The organism is Verrucomicrobiota bacterium, assembly GCA_016871535.1.
Lineage (GTDB): Bacteria > Verrucomicrobiota > Verrucomicrobiia > Limisphaerales > SIBE01 > VHCZ01.
The window spans coordinates 1-22,195 of the sequence record VHCZ01000085.1; the positions used below are offsets into that span (position 1 = coordinate 1).

The 22,195-nt window shown below is 58.9% G+C and carries 24 protein-coding genes; 8 read left to right on the top strand and 16 right to left on the bottom strand.

All coding sequences use genetic code 11. From position 1 onward, the window contains the following. Nucleotides 1-110: 110 nt before the first annotated feature. Nucleotides 111-959: a PAS domain-containing protein gene (locus FJ398_12925; GenBank protein MBM3838842.1), complete on the bottom strand. Its 849-nt coding sequence runs from the start codon at nt 957-959 to the stop codon at nt 111-113. A gap of 139 nt (nt 960-1,098) precedes the next feature. After that, complete coding sequence (locus FJ398_12930) at nt 1,099-1,965, bottom strand: HDOD domain-containing protein (protein MBM3838843.1); 867 nt, start codon at nt 1,963-1,965, stop codon at nt 1,099-1,101. Between the two features lie 228 nt (nt 1,966-2,193). On the opposite strand from FJ398_12930, the gene nrdR reads away from it, so the two are divergent. Genes nrdR through FJ398_12945 form a run of 3 tightly spaced genes read left to right on the top strand, consistent with a single transcriptional unit; the run spans nt 2,194 to nt 3,560 of the window. Further along, nucleotides 2,194-2,649 carry a transcriptional repressor NrdR gene (gene nrdR / locus FJ398_12935; protein ID MBM3838844.1) on the top strand — a complete coding sequence of 152 codons (456 nt, stop codon included), beginning with the start codon at nt 2,194-2,196 and terminating at the stop codon, nt 2,647-2,649. Beyond that, nucleotides 2,646-3,206, top strand: coding sequence for a hypothetical protein (locus FJ398_12940; protein MBM3838845.1), 561 nt, complete (start codon nt 2,646-2,648; stop codon nt 3,204-3,206). Before nrdR ends, FJ398_12940 begins: the two co-directional genes overlap by 4 nt. Before the next feature lie 9 nt (nt 3,207-3,215). Further along, the gene (locus FJ398_12945) at nt 3,216-3,560 is read left to right on the top strand and encodes a histidine triad nucleotide-binding protein (protein MBM3838846.1); all 345 of its coding nucleotides are present in this window, start codon (nt 3,216-3,218) and stop codon (nt 3,558-3,560) included. 19 nt (nt 3,561-3,579) lie between these two features. Here the strand turns inward: FJ398_12945 and FJ398_12950 are convergent, their stop codons facing one another. From FJ398_12950 to FJ398_12960, 3 genes are all read right to left on the bottom strand, one after another. Further along, nucleotides 3,580-4,608: an alpha/beta hydrolase gene (locus FJ398_12950; protein ID MBM3838847.1), complete on the bottom strand. Its 1,029-nt coding sequence runs from the start codon at nt 4,606-4,608 to the stop codon at nt 3,580-3,582. 48 nt (nt 4,609-4,656) lie between these two features. Further along, complete coding sequence (locus tag FJ398_12955) at nt 4,657-5,163, bottom strand: HDOD domain-containing protein (protein MBM3838848.1); 507 nt, start codon at nt 5,161-5,163, stop codon at nt 4,657-4,659. A 230-nt stretch (nt 5,164-5,393) separates the two neighbouring features. Beyond that, nucleotides 5,394-6,125, bottom strand: coding sequence for a methyltransferase domain-containing protein (locus FJ398_12960; GenBank protein MBM3838849.1), 732 nt, complete (start codon nt 6,123-6,125; stop codon nt 5,394-5,396). 744 nt (nt 6,126-6,869) lie between these two features. Here FJ398_12960 and FJ398_12965 point away from each other — a divergent pair. Beyond that, the gene (locus FJ398_12965; GenBank protein MBM3838850.1) at nt 6,870-7,049 is read left to right on the top strand and encodes a CoA-binding protein; all 180 of its coding nucleotides are present in this window, start codon (nt 6,870-6,872) and stop codon (nt 7,047-7,049) included. A 130-nt stretch (nt 7,050-7,179) separates the two neighbouring features. Here the strand turns inward: FJ398_12965 and FJ398_12970 are convergent, their stop codons facing one another. From FJ398_12970 to moeB, 10 genes are all read right to left on the bottom strand, one after another. Further along, nucleotides 7,180-7,350: a hypothetical protein gene (locus tag FJ398_12970; GenBank protein MBM3838851.1), complete on the bottom strand. Its 171-nt coding sequence runs from the start codon at nt 7,348-7,350 to the stop codon at nt 7,180-7,182. Further along, complete coding sequence (locus FJ398_12975) at nt 7,316-9,160, bottom strand: hypothetical protein (GenBank protein MBM3838852.1); 1,845 nt, start codon at nt 9,158-9,160, stop codon at nt 7,316-7,318. The genes FJ398_12970 and FJ398_12975 overlap by 35 nt, the downstream gene beginning before the upstream one ends. A 482-nt stretch (nt 9,161-9,642) precedes the next feature. Further along, entirely contained in the window at nt 9,643-10,416 is a 774-nt protein-coding gene (locus FJ398_12980; GenBank protein MBM3838853.1) for a type II secretion system protein, read from the bottom strand. A 236-nt stretch (nt 10,417-10,652) separates the two neighbouring features. Then, complete coding sequence (locus FJ398_12985) at nt 10,653-12,326, bottom strand: hypothetical protein (GenBank protein ID MBM3838854.1); 1,674 nt, start codon at nt 12,324-12,326, stop codon at nt 10,653-10,655. Nucleotides 12,327-12,583: 257 nt separating this feature from the next. Beyond that, nucleotides 12,584-13,186: a riboflavin synthase gene (locus FJ398_12990; protein MBM3838855.1), complete on the bottom strand. Its 603-nt coding sequence runs from the start codon at nt 13,184-13,186 to the stop codon at nt 12,584-12,586. 16 nt (nt 13,187-13,202) lie between these two features. Beyond that, entirely contained in the window at nt 13,203-14,285 is a 1,083-nt protein-coding gene (gene ribD / locus FJ398_12995) for a bifunctional diaminohydroxyphosphoribosylaminopyrimidine deaminase/5-amino-6-(5-phosphoribosylamino)uracil reductase RibD (GenBank protein ID MBM3838856.1), read from the bottom strand. A gap of 447 nt (nt 14,286-14,732) precedes the next feature. After that, nucleotides 14,733-15,662, bottom strand: coding sequence for a signal recognition particle-docking protein FtsY (gene ftsY, locus FJ398_13000; protein MBM3838857.1), 930 nt, complete (start codon nt 15,660-15,662; stop codon nt 14,733-14,735). A 21-nt stretch (nt 15,663-15,683) separates the two neighbouring features. Continuing rightward, nucleotides 15,684-16,550: a PHP domain-containing protein gene (locus FJ398_13005; GenBank protein ID MBM3838858.1), complete on the bottom strand. Its 867-nt coding sequence runs from the start codon at nt 16,548-16,550 to the stop codon at nt 15,684-15,686. Nucleotide 16,551: 1 nt separating this feature from the next. Further along, entirely contained in the window at nt 16,552-17,055 is a 504-nt protein-coding gene (nusB, locus tag FJ398_13010) for a transcription antitermination factor NusB (GenBank protein ID MBM3838859.1), read from the bottom strand. Nucleotides 17,056-17,060: 5 nt separating this feature from the next. Beyond that, entirely contained in the window at nt 17,061-18,209 is a 1,149-nt protein-coding gene (gene moeB, locus FJ398_13015) for a molybdopterin-synthase adenylyltransferase MoeB (GenBank protein MBM3838860.1), read from the bottom strand. A gap of 181 nt (nt 18,210-18,390) precedes the next feature. On the opposite strand from moeB, the gene FJ398_13020 reads away from it, so the two are divergent. From FJ398_13020 to FJ398_13030, 3 genes are all read left to right on the top strand, one after another. Further along, entirely contained in the window at nt 18,391-19,242 is an 852-nt protein-coding gene (locus FJ398_13020) for a purine-nucleoside phosphorylase (GenBank protein MBM3838861.1), read from the top strand. Nucleotides 19,243-19,722: 480 nt separating this feature from the next. Continuing rightward, the gene (locus FJ398_13025; GenBank protein MBM3838862.1) at nt 19,723-20,562 is read left to right on the top strand and encodes a type II secretion system protein; all 840 of its coding nucleotides are present in this window, start codon (nt 19,723-19,725) and stop codon (nt 20,560-20,562) included. An 86-nt stretch (nt 20,563-20,648) separates the two neighbouring features. Further along, entirely contained in the window at nt 20,649-20,915 is a 267-nt protein-coding gene (locus FJ398_13030; GenBank protein MBM3838863.1) for a type II toxin-antitoxin system ParD family antitoxin, read from the top strand. Nucleotides 20,916-21,081: 166 nt separating this feature from the next. Here FJ398_13030 and FJ398_13035 read toward each other — a convergent pair whose 3' ends face one another. Further along, entirely contained in the window at nt 21,082-21,624 is a 543-nt protein-coding gene (locus FJ398_13035; GenBank protein ID MBM3838864.1) for a hypothetical protein, read from the bottom strand. Here FJ398_13035 and FJ398_13040 point away from each other — a divergent pair. Further along, the gene (locus FJ398_13040) at nt 21,580-21,918 is read left to right on the top strand and encodes a hypothetical protein (protein ID MBM3838865.1); all 339 of its coding nucleotides are present in this window, start codon (nt 21,580-21,582) and stop codon (nt 21,916-21,918) included. The two genes, FJ398_13035 and FJ398_13040, sit on opposite strands and share 45 nt — an antisense overlap. The last annotated feature ends 277 nt before the right edge of the window (nt 21,919-22,195 follow it).

Consider the following 22,195-nt stretch of genomic DNA (forward strand, 5'->3'; position numbering starts at 1 on the left):
GAATTTTGCCTGGGGCTGCGTTGCTCCTCGGTCACAGCCCCACTGGCGGGGGATGCTCGCTCGTCGCGCCTTGCCCCAGGCCAAATTGGGCGCAACGAACGTGAGCGTATTTACGAAACGGACCACTTAGCCGGGGGCGGAGAGTATTTGATGGCATTGATGACGAGGTTCTCCAGCGCTCGATGAATTCGTCTGGGATCGAATTTGACCGGGGGCAGAGCGGGATCGATTTCCAGGTGGATGTCGGCCTTTTGAACGTGGTGGAAGCTGTCCACAAGTTTCTTCGCAAGCCTACCCAGATCGCCCAACTCGGTTTCCAGATCGGTTCGTCCGCTCTCAAGTTTCGCCACATCCAGGAAATCGTTCACCAATCCCTGGATGCGCCGCGCGGCGTCATCGATCAACTGCAGCGTGGTGAGACAGTCGTCATTCCAGGCCGCGCGTTGTGAGAGCAAATCGCCCGCGCCCAACTGGATCGTGGTCAGCGGCGCTTTGATCTCGTGCGAGATGGTGTGGACGAACTCCAGGTTCATTTGATGAAGCCGGCGGAGGTGTTGCGCTTCGTGGCGGAGACTCATGTCACGGATGACGAACACGAAGCCGCCGGGGCGATCCTCCCGGTCGCGCATGGGACAAAGGCTGATGCCGAGCGGCAGTTTGGTGCGCCGGTCGAGCGAAAAATCGAACTCCCCGTCCAGCAGTTCGCCGCCCTTTGCAGCAGAGTGCATCAAGCGGGTCATCGCCTCGGCCAACACGGAAGGCAGGGCGTCCTGGTAGTTGCGATCCGTCACTTCGGCCCGTTGGAGGTGGAACATGAATTCCGCATTGCGGTTGCAGGTCGGGACGCGTCCATCATGGGCGACCGCAAAAATCGCCTGCGGGACGCTCTCCAGGATGTCCAGGAAGAGGGCGTGCTCGTCTGCCACAGCGGATGCGGGAGTGGCGATGTCCCCATTCATGAACTCACCTCGCACCCGTTGCCGCCGGCACTCCTAATCCTACTCCTAATCGTAATCTTACTCTCCGACTGGAGGAAAAGATTAAGATTAAGATTAGGAGCCAGAGGCGTGCTTCGGTTCATGGAATCCTCTCCTGAAATCACCCGTTCCGGATCAACTCCAAAAAATCACCCGCCCGGGCCATCCCGCTCAATACGCTTTCGAAAACGTTGCGGACCAGTTCGGGAGTGAGGCGCAGTTGCTTCCAGACGTACTCCGGCAATTCGTGAATGAACGGGTCGCCTCCGGCCCCGATGCAAAGCGCGCGGCTCAGAATGTCCGCCGTGTGAACGATCCAGATCAATTGCCGATGCTGCCGGGCCAGCAGCGGGGCGTGGTGCATGCGGATGCCCAGGCAGAGGTGTTCGGGAAAACTCCATTTTTCGGCAAGCCAGCCTCCAATGTGCGAGTGGTCGAAGCCCAGCACCTGTTGCTCCGCCTCGCGCATCGTGATTTGCTGCCGGTCGATGAGCTTGAGGACTTTGGCGAATTCGTCCGGGAAATAGCGGACGAAGATCAGCTTGCCCTGGTCGTGGAGCAATCCGGAGATGAAGGCCTCATCGCTGTAATCGGAATCGATCGCCTGCGCCAGGGTTTCGGCGGTGATCGCCGTGGCCATGGAGTGCTCCCAGAATCCGTAATAATCGAATCCTTCAGTTTGCGTGGGCTTGAACGAACGCAAGACGGAACCCGCCAACGCCAGATTCTTCACCCGGCTGAATCCCATGATCACGATCGCATGTGTGATGCTGTGGACTTCTTGAGAGAAGCCGTAGAACGGGCTGTTGACCAGCTTCAAAGTCAGGCTCGCCAGCGCGACGTCCTGGCTGATCAGTTGGCCCACGTCCGCGGCGCTGTTGGTCGGGTTTTTGATCATGTCGAGCAACTGCTTGATCACCCCGGATAACTTGGGGAGATCCTTCGCGTTCTCGACGACCGCTCGATAGCTCTGATAGTCCGAAGTCAAAGGCGGCTGCTACGGTCAGGCCGAAGGCGGGGCTTGATTCGCGAGGGTTGAAAGTTTGGCCTGGATCAACGCACGCGGAACACGTCCGAATCGGCTCGCTGGGGAGGCTGGCCCTACCGTCCGGGGCCTCTGGCGCCTCTGGCGCGCGCGCCAGAAATCCATTTGACGCCACAACATTTAGTGTGGTATTGATCCTCCGTCCACAGCGGGTGGTAGTTCGCGTCACCTATGCGATGCATCAAATGCGGATGTGAAGAAGACAAAGTGATCGACTCCCGTACGGCTCGTGGTGGCTTGACGATTCGTCGACGTCGGGAGTGCTTGGCTTGCGGTTACCGTTTCACGACCTACGAGCAGATCGAGCACGAGGAGCTCATGGTGGTGAAACGCGATGGGCGATCCGAAGAGTTTTCACGCGACAAGTTGCTCTCCGGGCTGAGGAAAGCCTGCCAGAAACGTCCGGTTTCGCCCAAAGTGATTGAGGAATTGGTGGACCGGATCGTGGATGAGATCAACACGAAATACGACCGGGAGGTTCCTTCCATGGCCATCGGCGAACGGGTGATGGAGGGCCTCCGGCAGATCGACCAGGTCGCTTACGTCCGCTTCGCCAGCGTTTACCGTCGATTCCAAGAGGCGACCGAGTTTGTCCAGGAAGTCAAGAAGCTTGAGGAGTTGATGTGATACAACTGCACCGAGATTGCCTGCTGCTCCAAACGCTGGACGGGGATTTCATTCCGTGTTTGCCCGATCTTTTCTCGATTCAATTGGTGGATACGGAAGGTTCGGCGGTTGATCCGGAAGTGATTCGCCACGCGACGGCCGCGGTGTTGCACTACTTCAAGCATGACCTGGGACGGCAATCCATCTCGGTCGCCGAATTCGCCAACGCTCTTGAACAGGTTCTCCAAGCCGTGGGATTGAAATTGGGTTCCTCCGCAGCACAAACCCAATCCGCCTCGAAAACGGAAACCGCTGATCTGGGCGCCCTCGCCTCGCATTGTGGCGCGGGGTTTGAATTGGCTTTCTTCTCAACGATCCGCCAGGAATTGAGCGCAAGATTGGCGAAGTCGCCCAGCGTCCTGAAATTCGAGGGTCTTCGCGGATGTGTGAAAGGCCTTCTCGGCGCCAAACGCTGGAGCGGACGCTGCCAGGCGTTGCACGACCAGATTGTCGATTATCTCAGGGATTGTCTGGAAACCGAGGCGCCCGCTTCGTCGTGCCGGTTGGTGGTATTTTAGCCATCCCGCATGAGCAAAACCCTTTTCGAGAAAATCGCTGCGCGTGAAATCCTCGCGCAGATCGTGTTTGAAGACGAACTTGTGGTGGCGTTTCGAGACATCAAGCCGGTCGCTCCAACCCATGTCCTCATCGTTCCCAAAAGACCGATCCCGCGTATTGCGGAAGCCGCGCCGTCCGATCACGCCGTTCTGGGACATTTGCTGCTGAAGGCCGCGGAAGTCGCCGCCAGCCTTGGCCTCAAGGAATCCGGGTATCGGCTCGTGATCAACAACGGTCCCCATGGCGGCGAATCCGTCCCACACTTGCACTGCCACATCCTGGGCGGGCGTCCCATGAGCTGGCCGCCGGGTTGAGTTCAAAGTTCAAGTTTCCTCACCTCCGCATTTCGGAACGACTTTCGATTAACCTCAAGAACTCGTCCACGTATCTGCGGTAGCGTTCGGCATCCGTGACCAAGGACTCATTGTGGTCGCCGGCCAGTTCACGCAAGAATTTCGGCTCGCTGGCTGCCGCGAAGTTCTTTTCCGCATGATGAAATCCAATGAGCGAGTCCTCCCGGCTGTGCAGAATAAGCACCGGCGTTTTGATTCGGGCCAGCTTCGCGGGAACGTCGTAGTGAATCGTGCTGATCCATCGGACGGGCAGCCAGGGAAAAAGCTCCCCGCCCACGTCGGGCACACTGCTGAACGTGCTTTGCAGGATAATCCCGCCCAGCGGGGCCCGCACCGCAAGTTCTGCCGCGATGGCACCGCCTAGCGATTCACCAAGCCCCAGGATTTTCTCCGCCGCCAAGCCTTTTTCCTGCAGCCATCGATGGGCTGCCAGGGCGTCGGCGTAGGTTCCTTCTTCGGACGGCCTGCCTTCGCTCGCCCCATAACCTCGGTAATCAAATGCGAAAACGTTGACGCCGAGTTCAATGAGCAGCTCGAAGTAAGCGAAGCGATGGCTGATGTTTCCCGCATTCCCGTGGCAGAGCAGAACGGCCCACTGACGCCGTGGGGAGTTCGCATCCGCCGGAAAGAACCAGCCGTTGAGCCGGACGCCGTCGGATGCCTCGAAAAAGACGTTTTCCCAGGGACGTCCCAAAGCTGCGCCCGATTGCTCCAGCTTTTTGTGAGGGTGATAAACCTGGCTGTACTCAAACCAGCGAAGCACAGCCCAAAGGAAGCACAGCAGAACCAGTGTGCCAACGAGGTTTTTGAGGCGCTGCTTCCGGTTCGAGTCCATCACGCGCTCAGGATGACAGGCACGAGCGTGGCCGCAATCAAAGTCGTCCGAGATGTGCAATGCCGGGCTGGGGTTGATCCCGAATCCATTAATCCACGCCCCTGGATTCTTCGTAAACTTAATCGCAATCATTCGGTCGAGAATCCCTTGGGATTCATGGCCGAAAATGTCCATTCTCCCACTGGCAGGCTGCTGGAAGCCTGCCCTACCTTCGGCCAGACGTTAACTGACCCCGTAGAGCGCGGCGACCTTTTGGAATAACTGGGCGCAGTGGTTACACAATTCCTGGAATTTAGCCGGATCGATGCCGAGCCGCTTGGACACGCCGACGTCCAGTTGATTTGTGAACGGCTTTTTCGCGAGGTCAGCCTCGATCTTCTTGGCCGCGAGGTTCGCCAGAGAAACTGCGTCGCAGATTACATCGGCCCCTTCTTCGGGCGTGTGGTGATGCATGATTCCCAGCACGATGTTGTCGGGCAGTTTCCACCGACGCCCGATCAGCCCGCCCAATTCCGCATGGTGAACTTGAAGCAAGGTACATGTAAAAGCGGAATTGGCGTCGCGAAGCAGCTTCAAGGTCAGCGCCTGGTCGAAGGCGATCACCTTGGAAATCTCGTCCACGTCGCAGTCCGGGTTGTTGATCAGCGAGACCAGACGGGCGGTGCTCGCAGGCAGCGGCTCCAACGCTTCCGCGCGGTCGATCAGATCGTCCGGATCAATCAGATACATGCACGCACCGCGCGGCCAGGCCGCTTTTAGTCGTGAAAATCGATAAATCGGTTAAAACGGTGGTGCAACGATTAGGCGCGGCTGGGGAGCAGTCTTATGATTCAAGGGATCACTCAATTGTCAGCAATTCTCAGTTTGACTTCGGTAGGGCGAGCCTGTCCCCAGCGAGCCGCCTCCAACGTGTTCCCACTACGTCGGACACGGCTCGCCGGGACGGACTCGCCCTACCCTCAATTATGGACCAGCTCCGCGCACGGCTGAAAGAAAAAGGCGTTTTCTGCGGGGACAACGTTGAACAAGGCATCCATCTCGAGCGCGGTTTCGCGCGCTCCGAGGAGCAAGTAGCCATCCGGCCTCAGCAAGCGGCCGGCTCTGGTGAGCACCTCTTTCCTGACATCGGGGCCGAAATGCGTGAGCACGTTCCGCAAAAGGATCACATCCAGTTCCGGCAAGGACGCCCAATCCTCAAGGAGATTGAGGGGTTCGAACTGCACCATGTTTGCATTCTCCTCCTTCATCAGATAATCGCGCCCCGATGGCCGCAGATACTGGCGCAACAACATGGCGGACAAACAGCGGTGGGTCTCGATGTCGTTGTATCGCGCTTCCTTCGCGCGGTTGAGCGCCTCCTGGGACATGTCGGTCGCGATCACTTGCAGGTCCCAATTAAGGAACTGAGGAAAGTAGCAGTGGATGAGCATGGCGACGGAGTATGCTTCCTGACCGCTGGCGCATCCGCCACACCAGATCGCCAGGCGGCGATCCGATTCGCGTTTCATCGCGAGGGTTTTGAAGATTTGCGTCCGGAGAGCCAAAAAAGGGTGCATGTCCCGAAAGAACGCCGTGTCGCCCGGCAGCAAAGCTTCCACCGCAGCTTGATGGATCCCGTTGTCGGCCTGGCGCTCCATTTCTTCGATGAGTTGGGCGACCGCTTCCATTCCTGTTTCTTGGGCGAGGGGCAAGTGCGGCCTTCCGCGATAAAAGCTTTTCTTGGCTCCAGAAGGACCCCCGAACGGGAGGCCGCGAGATTCTTCAGGTAAGTGAAATGTTCAGGATTGATAGCCATAGAATTGCTCCTTCAGATTCTGGGTCTTGTGTCTTGCCGCGGTACTGTCTCGTTTTGAATCACTGCTTGTCCAACACCGCGACACTCCGCAGGCAGAAAACCCAGGAGGAATTTGTGCGGCGCTCCGCCTATCAACACGGCCCCGCAGATTCTCCATCGGCGCACAAGCCCAATTGAGGGCCATGCGTCAGTAAGCCGTGTCTGTTCAGCAGCGACGGGGAGCGCACGCGCCTCGCGTGCAGTGGTCGGCGCCCCCGCCGATCACACTCTTCCGTCCGCAAAGCGATTGTCTGATGATAAGTCTTCAACGACGTTCCGACCGGCGAGGGCGCCGGTCGGAACACGCGAGGGCGCGTGTGCTCCCCAATTGGGACTGCATAACTGACGAAGCTTTGCACCTGTCGTGCCAATGACGATCATTCGGGGAAAAGCCGTTGAATTCGCGGATTTCGCAGCACGCGGCACTTCGACCAGGCGTCAAGTTGTTCGCTTTCGGGATGATTGTGTCCCAGCGCTGGGACGTTTGCGGGAACTGACCCAAACTCCAAGAGGAATTCTTGCGCCCAACGATGCGGTCGGCGAGGATCATCCGCTATGAAGACGGCGGCCATCATCGGCGCGTCCAACAACCGGAACAAATTTGGCAACAAAGCAAGGTTGCGATGAACTCTGGCTCAATCCGGGGGCGGAATCGGATGAAGTCGTCGCCAAAGCGGAACGGCTTGGCCTGAATGTCATCCAGGCCTGCAGCATCGTCGGGCATGGCGTCTCGCCAGTACGCGCTAGTCTCAGGAGTCCTGATCGCGTGGAAGACCATTGAGCCTGGATTGGCTCGAACACGAGGCGCAGGTCGGTTCCGGGAAAGGCGGTTTCGCTTTCGTTCAACTCGGCACAGAGGTGTTCGAGGACTTGATCGTGTGCGGCGGAACTCAAGCGGTGCAGCCGAACCTTCAGCGTTTGATACGGCAGTTCAGCGCAGCATATTCCAGCACGGCTCGTCCCCGACGAGAACATCCGTCGGTCCGCTCCCAAAGCTTCTCCTGCTTGATCGATTCAGTGTGGCCGTCACAGAAAGCGACATTGAATTCATGGCCTTCTGAGCCGATAAAAGCTGCTGCGATTGGACGGCTTGATCGTGACGCTGTTCCAGTCTCCCGCGACGGACGGTGACTCTGCCACTTTCAACCAGACGGCCGCAGGAGCAAGGTTGTCAGTCGTCTCCAGGATGAAGCCCGGCGATGAAGCTGGCCACGAGAGAATCAGCGAGTCGCTTGTCGCGTGGCGCGTGACCATGAGCTTTGTCGAAAGCGCCGCTGCGCTCACCTGAAGGCATTGCGAGAATTGCGAGGTGTTGCCCCTGGCATCGTTCGCGGTGGCGGTGATGAATCGGCCAGCGGCAGCACTCGCCGGGAAGGTCACGTTGAAACTCGCTTCGCCGTTGGCGTCCGTGGTCACTTCCACTGAGCCGAGAAAGTTCTCACCTTCCCCGTACCCGGAAGCTGAGCACTCGCGGTTGTCATAGAAATCGAGATCGAAAACGGAATTCGCCCGACTCTGGAGCGTGCCCTGCACCGTCACGTCTTGGCCAGTGCTGACGGCGGAAGCGAGCACGGGAAAATTCTGCTTGTTATTGGGGCCACCGTCGGCATCGCCCGCGTCGTTGAGGATCACCTTGCCTGAGCCGAAATCGATGGCCAAGCCTGAGTTGCCCAAGATTGAGTTGCCTCGAATCGCGTTGCGGGTTCCATCCGCGATCATCACACCCGGGCCGCTGTTAAACGCGATCGTGTTTCCGGCGGCTGGCCCGGGACCGCCAATGGTGTTGAGGGTAGCGCCGAGGTCGATCCATATTCCGGCCTCTTCGTTACCCAAAGCCCGGCGGCCTGAGACATCCGTTCCAATGAAATTGCCCTGGATCACATTGCTGCTTGTGCCCGTTGTCAGGTAGATGCCACTGTAGCTGTTTCCGGCAATTAAATTTCGGGCGGCTTCGTTGGTTCCACCGATTGTGTTATTCGAACCGCCCCCAATTCCGATCCCAACGCCGTTGCCTAACGCGATCGTGCCTGTGGCGTCTGTTCCGATAAAATTGCCTTGCACTAAATTGTTCCTTGCCCGGTAGAGTGTTAATCCATTGCGTTGGGTGTTGCCTGAAATGCCTGAAATGACGTTTCGCGCTTCGGGAGTTGTCCCGCCGAGCAAGTTGTTGGACGAGTTTTCAATCCATACGGCGCTATAATTAGGCAGCGCGATCTCTCCAGTCACTTCCGTCCCGATATAGTTGGCCTGGATGACATTTCCGGACGAAACGATCAAGAGACCGGCACTTTCACGACTCTGAAAGCCATTGATCACCAACCCGCGCACCGTGCAATTGGCCGCAGCCAGCCGCAGACCGGCAGCCTGCTGTGCCGTAACACCGCTGCCATCCAATTCGATAATGGGCTTCCCGGCGAAACCCGGTTGCGTGGTGCCGTCAATCGATGCCGACCGCGTGATGCCCGGCAGCGGGGTCGCAGGACTAATCGTGAAGGGAGCTTGGCCCGGAATGTTGAAAGCAATGAGGTCTGCTTCCACGATCGCATTCGCGTCCAGAATCGCTTGACGCAACGAGCCCGGGCCTTTGTCCTCGGTATTGGTGACGGTAAGGGTCGCGCACAAACTGGATTGCGCAGTGAGCAGGAAGATCGTCCCTGCAGTTCGCGTTAACCATGAAGGAACGCGAAAGACGCCTTGCAACATTTGAGCCTCTAACCCCATTCTCAATGGAATCGGGGTTTGAGTGTAAGAAAGCCGTGATTTTGCTTCTGCTTCGCGGTGATTCGCGTTCCTTGGCGGCTTTTGCGACCGCACCGGGAGTGATGCCAAAAGTTGTGCGAGTAAGGTTTTCATAGAACAAGCTTCGAGTTTGTTTAAGCGACGCTCCATCATTTAGCCGCGAAAGAACACAGCGCGGCGCAGCCGCAACCGAAACGGATTTGCCGCAAAAGAACACAAAGAACACCAAATGCGATCCTTGGCACTTTCGCGGCTAAGAAAAATCCTCGTCTCAATTACCGGACTCTTCGTGTGCTTCTCTCTTGCATCCAGATGATGTCTTTGTTGTTGGGCGATGGCGCGCCCATCATTGCCAGGTTATAAGAGCGTGTCCGAAAATTCCGCGGGGTCCTGTTTTCGCGCCAAAGGCCGGATGGCGAGGCGCGACGAAGGAGAATATCCTCCCTGGATCTTCGACTGAGGAGCAACGAAGCCAGGCGGCCTTTGGCGCGAAAACCCTCCGGGCGGCGGGTCTTTTGTCCGTGGCCTGCGTTGGCTCGGTCCTTACAGCCCGCGTTGGGGATGCTCGGACCTCGCCGCCTTGGCCACAGCCAAAATCCCTCGCCGCAGGACCCCGCGCAATTTTCGGACACGCTCTAATCCCCTTTCTTGATCGAAGGCATGGTTCGCGGGTCGAGCCAGCCTTTGATTTCAGAATGGCCGTCCGCGAATGAAAAACCGCCGGCGCGGTTGTGGTAGCTGGCCGGATAATCCTCGCCAAACCGCGTCTTGACCGGCTGATCTGGGTAGCCTGTCATATCGGTATAAAAACTCCCGGTGTTGATGCTGTCCTCGCGCATATCCAAAAACACAAAGGTGCGGGCCGGTCCTGGGTCAACCAGATCGTCGTATTTCAGGTAAATGCGCCAGGCGGTCAAGGAGCCGAACGCTGCGCCATCGTAGCCGTCAAACCAGTAGCTCATGGACATGCTCCGCACGCGCGGGTAAACGACGCCGCGATATTTGACGGTGCTCTGGTCCGCCGGACACTTGAAAATCCCCGCCGCAGCGCCGCAATACGGCCAGAGCGGACTTTTTTTGATGTCCGTTTCCACGTCCCAGTTCGAGCGATTGTTTCCGTCGAAACTCAACAGGCCGGTCATCCAGACGTGCGAGCTGCCCGCTTTGGAGCTATCGTAGGTGCTGTCACCCATGGAGTAGAGCAGGCGTTCCCGGTTATCCTCCGCGTACATCTTCCAGGCCAGGGTCAGTTGCCGGTGGTTGCTCAGGCATTGGATGCCTTGCGCCTTGGCCTTAGCTTTGCCAAGGGCTGGCAAAAGCATGCCCGCCAAAATCGCAATGATCGCGATGACGACGAGCAGTTCGATCAAGGTGAAGGCAGACTTTCTCTTTTGGAGTCGCGTTTTCATTTGGGGTTTCCAGTTTTCCAAATCCGAAATCCGAAATCTGAAATCCGGAATTCAATCACGGTCCCCACGACGGTTGGGCGCCGCCATTGATGATCAATGTCGGCATCTGTGAGCCGTCAGCGGGCATGATGTAGATGCCCGAGTCTGACTTGGTGTTGCGCACGAAGACGATCCACGCGGCATCCGGCGACCAGACCGGGTAGGCTAGAAGCCTGCCCTGCATTTGACGCAATGGTTCAGCGATGCGATTGCAGGGCAACCTTGGCGTGCGAACTTCGGAGCGGCAGCCTGTAACAAACCGCCTCTTGGTCATTGCGGGTGAGAAGAAACTCTCCGGCGAGCGCCGGCGCGTTCCAGGTCTTGGCCTTCAGCGCATCGAGGCGCGCGATTTCCCGATAGTGCGAGGGATTCGCTTCGACGAGGACGATGGGGCCTGGCTCCGTTTGGACGAGCAGCAGATCGGCCACGCGCAACACCTGGCCATGGCCATAGCGGCCGTCTTTCCATTTCCGTTCGCCCGTGGCCAGGTCCAGACAAACCAGGATGCCGTCGTCCAGGCCATAGAGAAATCCGTCGCGCACGACCAGGTTGGAGAACTGCGACTTCATATTGCGGTTCTTCCAGACTTCCGTCAGGGAAACCTTGCCGTCCGCGCCGCCCTTGACCTGCAACAAAACGCAGCCGATTCCGTAGCCCGCTGACAGGAACACGCGGTCGCCTTCGAGGAGCACTGGCTGCGCGCACTTCGCCCATTTGTCGGTGGCCCAGGTGTATTCCCAGAGGATGCGCCCATCGGAAGGCTCGTGGCCGGTCACAGTCCCAGCATTCACGCAGACGATTTGCGGCTTGCCGCCAATTGTTCCCAGCATGGGCGAACTGTAACTGGCTTTATCCGTTCCAACGCGCCACGCCGGCGAACCGTCGTGGAGATGATAAGCCAACAAGGCGGGCCCATTCGTGAAGCCGCCGGTGACCACCACAAGTTTCTCGAACACCAGCGGCGAGGAACTTTTCGCCCACATCAGATTCGGCAGGCCGTTTTCCTTCAAAGTATCTCGCGACCAAATCAACCGGCCCGTCGCTGCGTCCAGACAATCCAGGATGCCTGTGGCGCCCAGCGCAAGGACGCGGCCATTCTCCAGGGTCGGCGTCGCGCGCGGACCGTCTCCGCCCATGAACTCGCTGAAACGCACGTAGTTTGTGTGCGCCCAAAGGCAGCGGCCGGCTGCGGTCTCGTAACAAACGACCAGTTCCTTCTCCCCGCGCTGCTCTTGTGTGACAGCACGCGCGCCGGCCACCGCGAATGCCGACCAGCTCAACCCGATCGGCTGCCGCCAGATTTCTTGTGGCGGATGCGTCGCCCAGTCGTGCTCCAAGGAAATGTTTTCGAGGACGCCACGGCGGTCACGGCCGAGGAAAGCCGGGTAATCCGCCGACGCCGCAAGCGCAAGCTGGTTCGTCGTGGGCGGGTTCGCCTTGAGTTCACCTACGTTGCCATCCCTTTTGGGTCTCCACTTCCACACGACTCGAAACGCGCCAGAACCGTCCACCGTGCCGTCGAATCGCGCCAACTGAGTGAAAGCGGCCACCATAAGGGCAAACAAACCCAGGCCAATGAAGCGCGTTCGCCAGCGCAGGCGGCTGAAGAAGAGCAGCCAGAGGAGCAGGAGCAAAGTTGCGAGCGCCAGCGTCATGAAGCGTTGCATGCTCTTGAAGTTGCTTTCGAGGTCGGTCGAGAACTGAAGGTAAATCAAGCTCGCCGCCGCTAACGCAAGAATGACCGCCGGCATCCACCAGCGCACCCGTCGAGGTTTGGTTTCAGTCTTCATCGTGTGAGTTCGCATTCTCTCAATGAAGGTGGGGCGAGGCTCCCGCCGAGCCAAAGCCATCGAAGAAAGGCTCCGCAGCATCGTCGTCCCACCGTTGTTCCCTGCACCTTACGTACAGTACAGTACTGCTTGGTCCGCGGGATGGACGACAAAGCTCGTAGCGCAGAGTGGCACTCTGCCGTATTGCAGAATTGTATTCTGCGGGGCGTCTCCCAGTCCGAGCACGCTGGGACTTGCCGGCGCCCTGCCGATTGGAAATCGGCGATGCCGCAGATTGAAAATCTGCGCTGCGGTTCTCCGGTCGATCTGTCGTCAATCCCACGGTCTGATCAGTAAGTTCAATCTTTGCCGAGAAATTTTGCGGCGTATTTGGCCAGGATGTCAGGTTCCAAGTTGACGGCGTCGCCGACGCGCCGTTCGCGCAGCGCCGTCACGTCATAGGTGTGGGGAATGATCCAGATTTGGAAGCTCCGTTTGCGGACCGCCGCGACCGTCAAGCTGATGCCATCGACGGCGATGGACCCTTTGAACACGACGTAGCGCATTACGTCGGCGGGCGCGGCCACTTCGAGCAACCAGTCCGCGCCCTTTCGCTCCCAACGTGTGATCTGCCCGATCGCGTCGATGTGTCCGGTCACGAAATGGCCTCCGACGCGCGCCGAGACCGCCAGCGATCTCTCCAGGTTGACCGCGCTCCCGACGCGCGCAAATGGCAGATTCGTCCGCTGCCACGTCTCGCGCAGCAAATCAAAACTCAGAATCGTCCGCTTGGATCGCGCGGCGCGTTTGATGACGGTCAGGCAACAGCCATTCACAGCCACGCTGTCGCCCACTTTTACGCCGCACCCGCACAGGCGCGCATGCACGGCCAGCGCGATCGATTTGCCGGAGGCTTTGATGGACTCCACGCATCCCGCTTCCTCAACGATCCCGGTGAACATGGCCGTTACTCAATCCTCACTCGACCCGCGCGGTCAACACCAGATCGGGTCCGAGCCGGCGCCACTCGACGTCGCGCAGCTTCAGAATCTCCGCCCAGGAGCGCGCTCCGCTGCCGGCGACCGCTTTCCTGGCATCGGCTCCACCGAGGATTTTCGGCGCGTAGAAGAAGACGACGCGGTGAGCCAGGCGCTCTGCGAGGAAGGCTGCATTAACCTCGCCGCCCCCCTCAACGAGCAAGCTTGTGACGTCCTCGCTCCCGAGCTTGCGCAGCACCCACCGCAAATCCACTCGCCCGGTACGCGCGGGTGCGACCCAAACCTTGACTCGGTTGGCCAAGCGCTCCACGCGCCGTTCAGGCGCGGTCTTCGCCACAACAATCGTGGTCGCGCTCGCAAAATCATCGCAAACGACTTGGGCGGTGACCGGAGTGCGCGCTCTGGAGTCGAGAATAATTCTGCGCAAGATCTTTTTAGGCGGCGCTCCACCACGAATGGTGAGGCTAGGATCGTCCGCGAGCACGGTGTTTATTCCAACCAGGATCGCATCCGCGCCGCGGCGCAATCGCATTGCCCAATCGCGCGCCTTCTTGCTGGTGATCCATTTGGACTGGCCGCTCGCCGTTGCGATTTTGCCATCGAGTGTCATGCCGGCTTTCACCGTGACGAACGGAGTTCGGCGAACCATCCAGCGGTTGAAGGCCTCGTTGAGGCGTTCCGCTTCCGAGGCCAGCAGGCCATGCTCCACTCGAATCCCGGCCTTTCGGAGCAATCGATAGCCTCTGCCGGCGTGGCGAGGATTGGGATCCGTGGCGGCGGCGATGACGCGTTTGATGCCCGCGCGTTGGAGCGCGTCAGTACAAGGAGGAGTGCGTCCGTGCGTCGAGCACGGTTCCAGCGTGACGTAAAGCGTCGCTCCCTTCGGGCTGCGATCGTGGGATTCTGCGTCGTGAATCGCCTCGATTTCCGCATGAGGTCCGCCTGCTTGCCGATGCCAGCCTCGGCCGATGATGCGGCCATGCTTCACCAGCACGGCGCCGACCAAGGGATTCGGAGAAGTGGCGCCATAAGCCCGGCGAGCCAGCCGCAGGGCTACGCGCATGAACTCAAGATCGTGCGCTGAAACCGTTCGCTTTTCCGGGACGCTCATGCAATACCCTTTGTCAAAGCACGATGGTTATTCGTCAAAGTTTGGTCACGGTTCATGGAGAGCTCCCTTGGCCAAGAAGCCATGCCCACGGCCCATGAACCGCAAACTGCGCGGACCGCAGCCTTTAGGCTGCTTCCGCGCACACTCCTGAGTCGAACGTTGAAGCGGCCTAAAGGCCACGGTCCGCCACGGTCCGAAGAGACGATTCATGGGAAGCTTTCTTGGCCTCAGGGCCATGCATATGACCCTTGAGCCGAAAACCGTGCGGACCGCAGCCTTCAGGCTGCTTCCGCGCACTCTCCGGAGTCCAGCGCTGAAGCGGCCTAAAGGCGACGGTCCGGAGGAACGGTTCATGGGAACAGCGAAACCGAATCACAAGTCTGGCGCGCAGACCCGCGTTCACGCCGGATCCAGTTCCCTTTCCGAGAACAACGCGGCGGCGAACTCTTTCGCGTCGAAGGGTTGCAGGTCATCAGGTTGTTCTCCGACGCCGATGAACTTGATCGGGAGGCGCAGTTCTTTGTGGATCGCCACGACCATCCCGGCTTTGCTTGTCCCGTCGAGTTTGGTGATCGCCAGTCCGGTCAGCGGAACCGCCTTATTGAACTCGCGCGCCTGGTTCAGGGCGTTCATCCCGGTCGTGGCATCGAGCACCAGGAGCGTCTCGTGAGGGGCGTGGGGAAGTTTCTTGCCCAGGACTCGATGCAGCTTTTGCAGTTCCTGCATCAGATTGTGCTTCGTGTGAAGTCGGCCGGCGGTGTCCACGAAAAGATAATTCACACTGCGGGAAATGGCGGCCGTGATGGCGTCGTGCGCGACGGCGGAGGGATCGGCGCCATAGGCGCCCGCGACCACAGGCACTTGAAGGCGGTTCCCCCAGAGTTTGAGCTGTTCGATCGCGGCGGCGCGGAAGGTGTCGCAAGCCGCGAGCATGGCGGTTTCGCCGCGCGTTTGGATCCAGTGAGCGAGTTTGGCGGCCGTGGTCGTTTTGCCGGTCCCATTGACCCCGACGATGGAAATGACGGTCGGGCCCGAAAGCTCTTTCTTCAAACTGGCCGGGCTGGCGCCAAAGCTCTCGCTGACAATTCGGCTCGCTATTTCAATCACGTCCAGACCGGCGCCGCCCTGGGTTTCGTAAGCCTTTCGCACGGCGACGACGATTTCGTGCGTCATCGCCAGGCCGAGATCGGCCCCGATCAAAGCGTGCTCCAGTTCCTCCATCGTGGCCGCGGTGAGCTTGGGGGACCGCGTCACGATGCGTTTGATTTCGTGGACGAGTTTGTGGTGAGTTTTTTGAAGGCCGGCTCTGAGGCGGTCGAAGAAACCCATGCAGTGAAGGGAGTGAGGGGTTTACAAAACGGGCGGGTTGGCGAAGGGACGCGGCGTCACGTGGGTGCGTCGAATCTCGCTGGCTTTCGATTTCAGCTCAAGAACGTGAGAGTAGGGGAGCTTGATCGTGCCAATGAGCGGCTTGCCTTTGTTCAGGCCGTGGCAATCGGAGCCGCCCGTCACGATGAGATGGCATTCCTCGGCGATGGTCAGGTACCGTTCGCAGGTCGAAGGCGTGTGCTTGGTGTGGTAACATTCAATGCCGTCCATGCCCGCATCGACCAGAAGCGGAATGACATCGTCGCTCCGGTTCAGTCCCGGATGAGCCAGCACCGCCACACCGCCGGCTTCGTGAATCAAAGCAATGGCATCGACGGCGGAGATCTTGAATTTCGGCACCCACGCCGGCCGGTGCTTTTTCAGAAAGCGCTCGAACGCTTCGTCCAGCGTGGCGCAGATGCCCGCCTGCACCAGCGCCCGGCCCACGTGCGGACGGCCGGGCGAACGGCAGTTGGCAATCGCGAAGACCGCATCCGCTTCCAAAGGAATGTTCATCTTGTTCAGGCGCGCCACCATTTCACGAATCCGATTCTGGCGCACGGATTGAAACTTCGCCATTTCCTCCAGCAACCGCGGATGCTTGGTGTCGATGAAATACCCGATCAAATGAAGTTCCACGCCGTCCAGTTCCGCGGTCAGTTCCGAACCCGGGATGAACTCCAGGCTCTGCTGCTGGCAGGCCGCGGACATCCGGGCGCAGCCTTCGACCGTATCGTGATCGGTCAGCGCGACGGCCCCCAGCCCATGGCGCCGGGCGTGCATCACCAATTCCTCCGGCGTGTACGTGCCGTCGGAAAAACTCGTGTGCAAATGGAGATCGGCGAACATGCTACGATTTGACGATCCTTGCCGGGCGCATCAAATCTCCTTTGATCTTGTCCAGCATGCCGTTGACAAAGCGCCCGCTTTCTTCCGTGGAGAATTTCTTCGCAATGTCCACGGCTTCGTTGATGCTCACCACGGGCGGGATGTCTTCCCGGTGGAACATCTCATAGATGGCCAGCCGCAATACGTTTCGGTCCACGACCGCCATGCGGTGCAGCGACCAATTCTTGGCGTAGCGCATGATCTGGTTGTCGAGCTCGTCGCGGTGCTCCAGCGTGCCCCGGATGAGCGGTTCGGCGAACAAGCGCACGGCGGCTTCGTCGGTTGTGATCGGTGGAAACTCCGGCGGCTCGCCCCAGCGCGCCTTGCCTTTGTCCTCCGCGATGGCGGCGGCGCGCTGGCTTTGCCAGAATTGTTCCAACGCCCGCTCCAGATCTTCCGGAGGGTTCAGGTCGTATTGGAATAGGAATTGAACTGCGCGTTCCCGCGCTTCACGGCGCATTCCCATAACGGCTAATACTTCGGCACGCTCGGATCGATTTCGTCGGCCCAGGCGCTGATGCCGCCTTTGACGCTCTTGACGTACTTGAAGCCTTGCTCTTTGAGGAAGCGCACGGCTTTCATCGAGCGCACGCCGCTCTTGCAATGGATGTAGTACTGATGATTCGGATCCAGCTCCGTGAACCGCCGCGAAAGTTCGCCCAGCGGCAGAAGCGGCACGCCGTTGATGTGGGCGATCTGGTGTTCGTCCGGATCCCTCACGTCGATGACGGTGATGCCGAGCTTGGGATCGCCCAGCGCTTGTTTCATTTCCTGCACTGTCACTTCGTCCGGATTCGCCTCCGGGACCGCGGGCTGAGCCGGGACGCCGCAGAACTGGTCGTAATCGATCAGTTTGGTGATAGTCGGGTTCTCGCCGCAAAGCGGACACTTGTCATCGCGCCGCAGTTTCAGTTCGCGGAATTTCATGCCCAGCGCGTCGAACAGCAGCAGCCGCCCAATGAGCGAACTGCCTTTGCCGAGCGCCAGTTTGAGAATCTCAGTGGCCTGGATGCAGCCGATGATTCCCGGCAAAACGCCCAACACGCCGCCTTCCGCGCAACTGGGAACCATGCCGGGCGGAGGCGGCTCCGGATAAAGGCATCGATAACAGGGTCCGCCCAGATGCGGCGCAAAGACGCTGGCCTGGCCTTCAAAGCGAAAAATCGAGCCGTAAGCGTTCGCCTTCTTCAACAACACACAGGCGTCGTTCGTCAGGTAGCGCGTGGGGAAATTATCGGTGCCATCCACGATGATGTCGTATTTGCCGATGAGATCGAGCGCGTTTTCGCTGGTCAGACGGGTCTCGTGCAGGACGACTTCGACGTTCGGGTTGATGCTGCGAATGGTTTCTTCTGCCGACTTGCACTTGGGCCGGCCCACGTCCTCGGTTCCATGGATAATCTGGCGCTGCAGATTGGAGAAATCGACGGCATCGAAATCGACGATGCCGATCTTGCCAATGCCGGCCGCGGCCAGATACATCGCGATCGGAGATCCCAGGCCGCCCGCGCCGATGCACAACACCGTCGTGGAACAAATCTTTTTCTGACCGGCCAACCCGACCTCCGGCAAAATCAGATGCCGCGAATAACGCCGGATTTCTTCATTGCTAAGTTGCATAAGTCACTTTAAGTCAGGCGAGCGTAAATCAGTCGTGCGAGAAAGCAAGTCGGCAAGGCTGTTCGAAGTTGAGAGTGGTTTGAGTTGAGCGTTGAGCGTGTGAAGCGGGCGTTTTTGACTCTCAACTCTCAACTCAAGAATCTCTCAACAGATTTCCGCAGACTTCGATCACCGAGAAGCCATGAATGACTCTGTCGCAAAGACAGCCGCTCAACTGCGCCGGCGCTTGCCTGGGGCCGCGCCGGAACTGGCCATCGTCCTGGGCAGCGGCCACAACGGAGTTCAGAGCCGGCTCAAGGTTACCGCCGAAATTCGTTACGGAGACTTGAGTGGATTTCCCGCCCCGCGGGTTCCAGGGCACGCCGGCAAATTGCTGTTTGGGCGAATGAACGGCGTGCCGGTGCTTCTGTTGTGCGGCCGAGGTCATTTCTACGAAGGCTTCTCCATGGCGGAGATTGGCTTTCCGATCCGAGTCCTGGCGCACGCGGGAATTCGCACCGTGATCCTCACCAACGCGGCCGGGGCGATTAATCCTCGGTTCCGTGTCGGCGATTTCATGTGCTTGAGCGATCACATCAATTTCATGGGAGCGAACCCGCTTCGGGGAGAATCCGGCCGGGCCGTTGCGTCCTTCCTGGATTTGAGCGGAGTGTATGATCCGGGACTGGTTCGCTTGCTGCAAGCTGCCGCGAGAAATGTCCGCGTCCGCTTACACCGCGGCGTTTATGTCGCCGTTGCGGGTCCGTCTTATGAAACGCCGGCGGAGATCAGGGCCTTCGCCAGGCTGGGCGCCGACGCCGTTGGCATGAGCACGGTGCCGGAGGCGATCGTCGCGCGCGACTGCGGCTTGCGCGTCGCGGCGATCTCATCCATTACGAATCTCGCCGCGGGCAGAAACGGGCGGCAGATTGATCACGCGGAGGTCTTGGCGATGGGCGCCAAAGCGCAAGCGCGAATGTCCGATTTGCTGGGCCGGTTCGTCGAACTGCACTCGCGTGCGGCGAAGGCGCCCATCCTAACAGGAGCAAACTGAGTTAACGGAGGCGGGTGAAACTATCGCTTCGGAGGGAGTTTCGGCGGTTGCGCTGGTTTCGCGGGTTGGCCAGTGTTTGCGCGCTGACCGGATCTTGCCTCGGGCGCTGGCCTGGCGAGTCGGGCGGGCTTGCTCAAGCGCGGAGATTTAGCTGGCCGCGCCGATTTTGCAGATCGAGCTTTTTTCGCGGGATTGGCCTTTGCCGAAGGCGCCGCCTTTTTCGCCTCGGCTGCCGTAGCGCGAGGGGGAAATGGGGCAAGCAGCAGTGAGCAAACCGCGAGGAGGAGAATAATCTTCGTCTTCATTTCGGGATAAGCATGGGCTTTTGTGCGGAGGCTTCTTAACACGACTGAACCGCTCATGCACGTGAAACCTTGGGAACCTGGGAACCAAAGCGGCGAATCACTTTGACGCTGCGCCTGCCTCATCCTATAGATTCTGTTAACTGATCCACCAGAATCAACGCACCGAGCAACGCCTATGAAATCTCCAGCTTCAACCTCTTTTCCCACCCGCGGTTTCACCTTGATCGAGTTGTTGGTCGTCATCGCGATCATTGCCATTCTGGCGGGAATGCTCTTGCCCGCGCTGGCCAAAGCCAAGACCAAGGCCCAGGGCATCCATTGCTTGAACAATTTGAAACAATTGCAGTTGGCGTGGAATACCTACGCGCACGATCACGATGATTTCATCCCGGGGAATAACTGGTCGGAACAAGCCAATCGCCAGCCTGGCAACTGGGCCGCCGGCTGGCTCGATCCGCGCCAGGCCAACAATCGGGACAATACGAACATCCTCCTGCTGATCGACGAGAAGTACGCATCGCTCGGTCCTTATACCCGAACGCCGGGCGTGTATCGCTGCATTGCCAGCAAGATCATGTCGCGCCAGGGCGATGGACGTTATCCGGTCGTGCGGACCGTCTCGATGAGCTGCTGGATGGGATGGAAGAATTCAGGGGAGTGGACCCAGGGCTATAAGGTGTTCCGCAAGACCACCGAAATGACCGAGCCGGGACCGAGTCAAACGCTCGTGTTCATCGACGAGCGCGACGACAGCATTGACGACGCTTACTTCGCCATCGATATGGCCATGGGTTCGGCCGCAATCATGGTGAACTTCCCGGCGAGCTATCACAACGGCGCCGGCGGAACTACCTTCGCCGACGGCCACGCCGAAATCCACAAATGGATCGACCCTCGAACCAAGCCAGCGCAACAAATGGGAGAGCAGAAAACCAAGAAGGAGTTCACGACCACCAAGGACAATCGCGACCTGCTCTGGCTGCAAGAACACGCCACGTATAGATACAGAAGGTAGCCTTTTTCGCCTTTCGCCCCATGCGTTCGAGGCGTGTACGGGGTGTGGATTTGACAGCCAGGTTTGGTCCTGACAATGCTGGCGTCATGAAAACAGAAACGCTCAATGTTTCGGTTCCGAAAGAGTTGGCGGAATTCATCCGTCAAGACATGAGCGCGGGGGCGTATGACACGGTCAATGAGTATCTGCGCGAATTGATCCGCCAACAGAGGCAGGTGCGCATCCAGGCCGACGTAAAGCTCCTCGACGAGGCTCTCAAATGCGCTCCGACGCGTGAACCGGCCCAGCAGTTCTTCGACACGGTATCCAAGATCCAGAAGCGGCTTCGGGCGCGGCGGCGGCGGGCGACATGAGAGTCGTCTTCGACGCAGGCGTAGTGCTAGCCGGAGCCGGTTGGCGTAACGAATCCTGGCATTGTCTGGTCCTTGCGGCTAAACGGATCGCGCTTCCGTACGCTACCGACGAGACGCTAGACGAACTGGTTCGGGTCGCGAAGGAACTGCAAGAGGAAGGCGCATTTCAGCGTCGAGACCCCTGGCCTGTTTTACACTGGTATCTCGATTTCGTTCGGCGAGTGACGCCGCATCCGCTTCGAAAGCGGATGAGCCGCGATTGGAAGGACGATCCGTATTTCGCTTCAAAGTTGACGGAAATCACAGCGTCTTCGGGAGTGAACCGTTGTTCCGACGGTGGTGTTGGCTCAAGCTCGGCCTTCCGAGCCGCTTTCTCCGCTTCGACTTTGGTCTCCTCAGCGCACGTTGGTTTCGGTGCGATTGGCTCGACGGGTTCAGTCTGGGAAATGTGAAGCACGGTCGTGGTCCAGGGACGCGCTTTGGTGAGGACGCGCACTTCGCTGGTGTTTGGGTCCACTTCCTCCTTAATGGGCGTTTCGATTACGGTATGAATCTTCACGCCATGCTCGCCCTTTTTCACCTTGCGTCCCTGGGCGTTCCAGGCTTTGAACGTGAAGACGTTTTCGCGCGGCTTGATCTGGTCTTCGGGAATTCCCTTGGCTGAGTGGTCATAAACAGAAATACGAATCTCCAGGTCGCACTCGAACATCGTGGCAAAGTCGAGGAATTCCAACGCAAGCATCGCATCGGGCTGCTGACATTGCTGTTCACGGACTTGATCGGCTCGACGAAACTCAAACAAGACCTCGGTGATCGGGAAGCGGTCGCCATTATCCAACGCCATCGCGCCCTGGTGCAAGAAATCTTCAGCCGGTTCCATGAAGGCGAAGAAATCAGTACGGCAGGCGATTCGTTTTTGGATGCCCGGAAAACCCCACCCGCCTCACCGGGACCACCCGCGCTCAAAATGGATCCGGAGTTAACGAAACGCTACGGGCTGTAGCCTCCAACTGATCCAGCCAACCCGGGACCCTGCCAGTGAGAAAATGGGAATCCGTTTGGACGAGTTCCGGTTTTACGAAGCGCAAGACAGGATCGATTCGCGTCCGTGGTCAAAGCGCTTCCCACTCCTTGGGCCGTGATGAACCGGCTAAAACTCAATTTGACTTGCCGAAGAAGCGTGCGGAACTGCGGCGTCGGGTAGTTGTCATTGTCAGGGTTGGTGTTACCGGCCAAACGGCGAGCTTTCTTTTCCATGTTGGTTCAATTCCATTTCACGG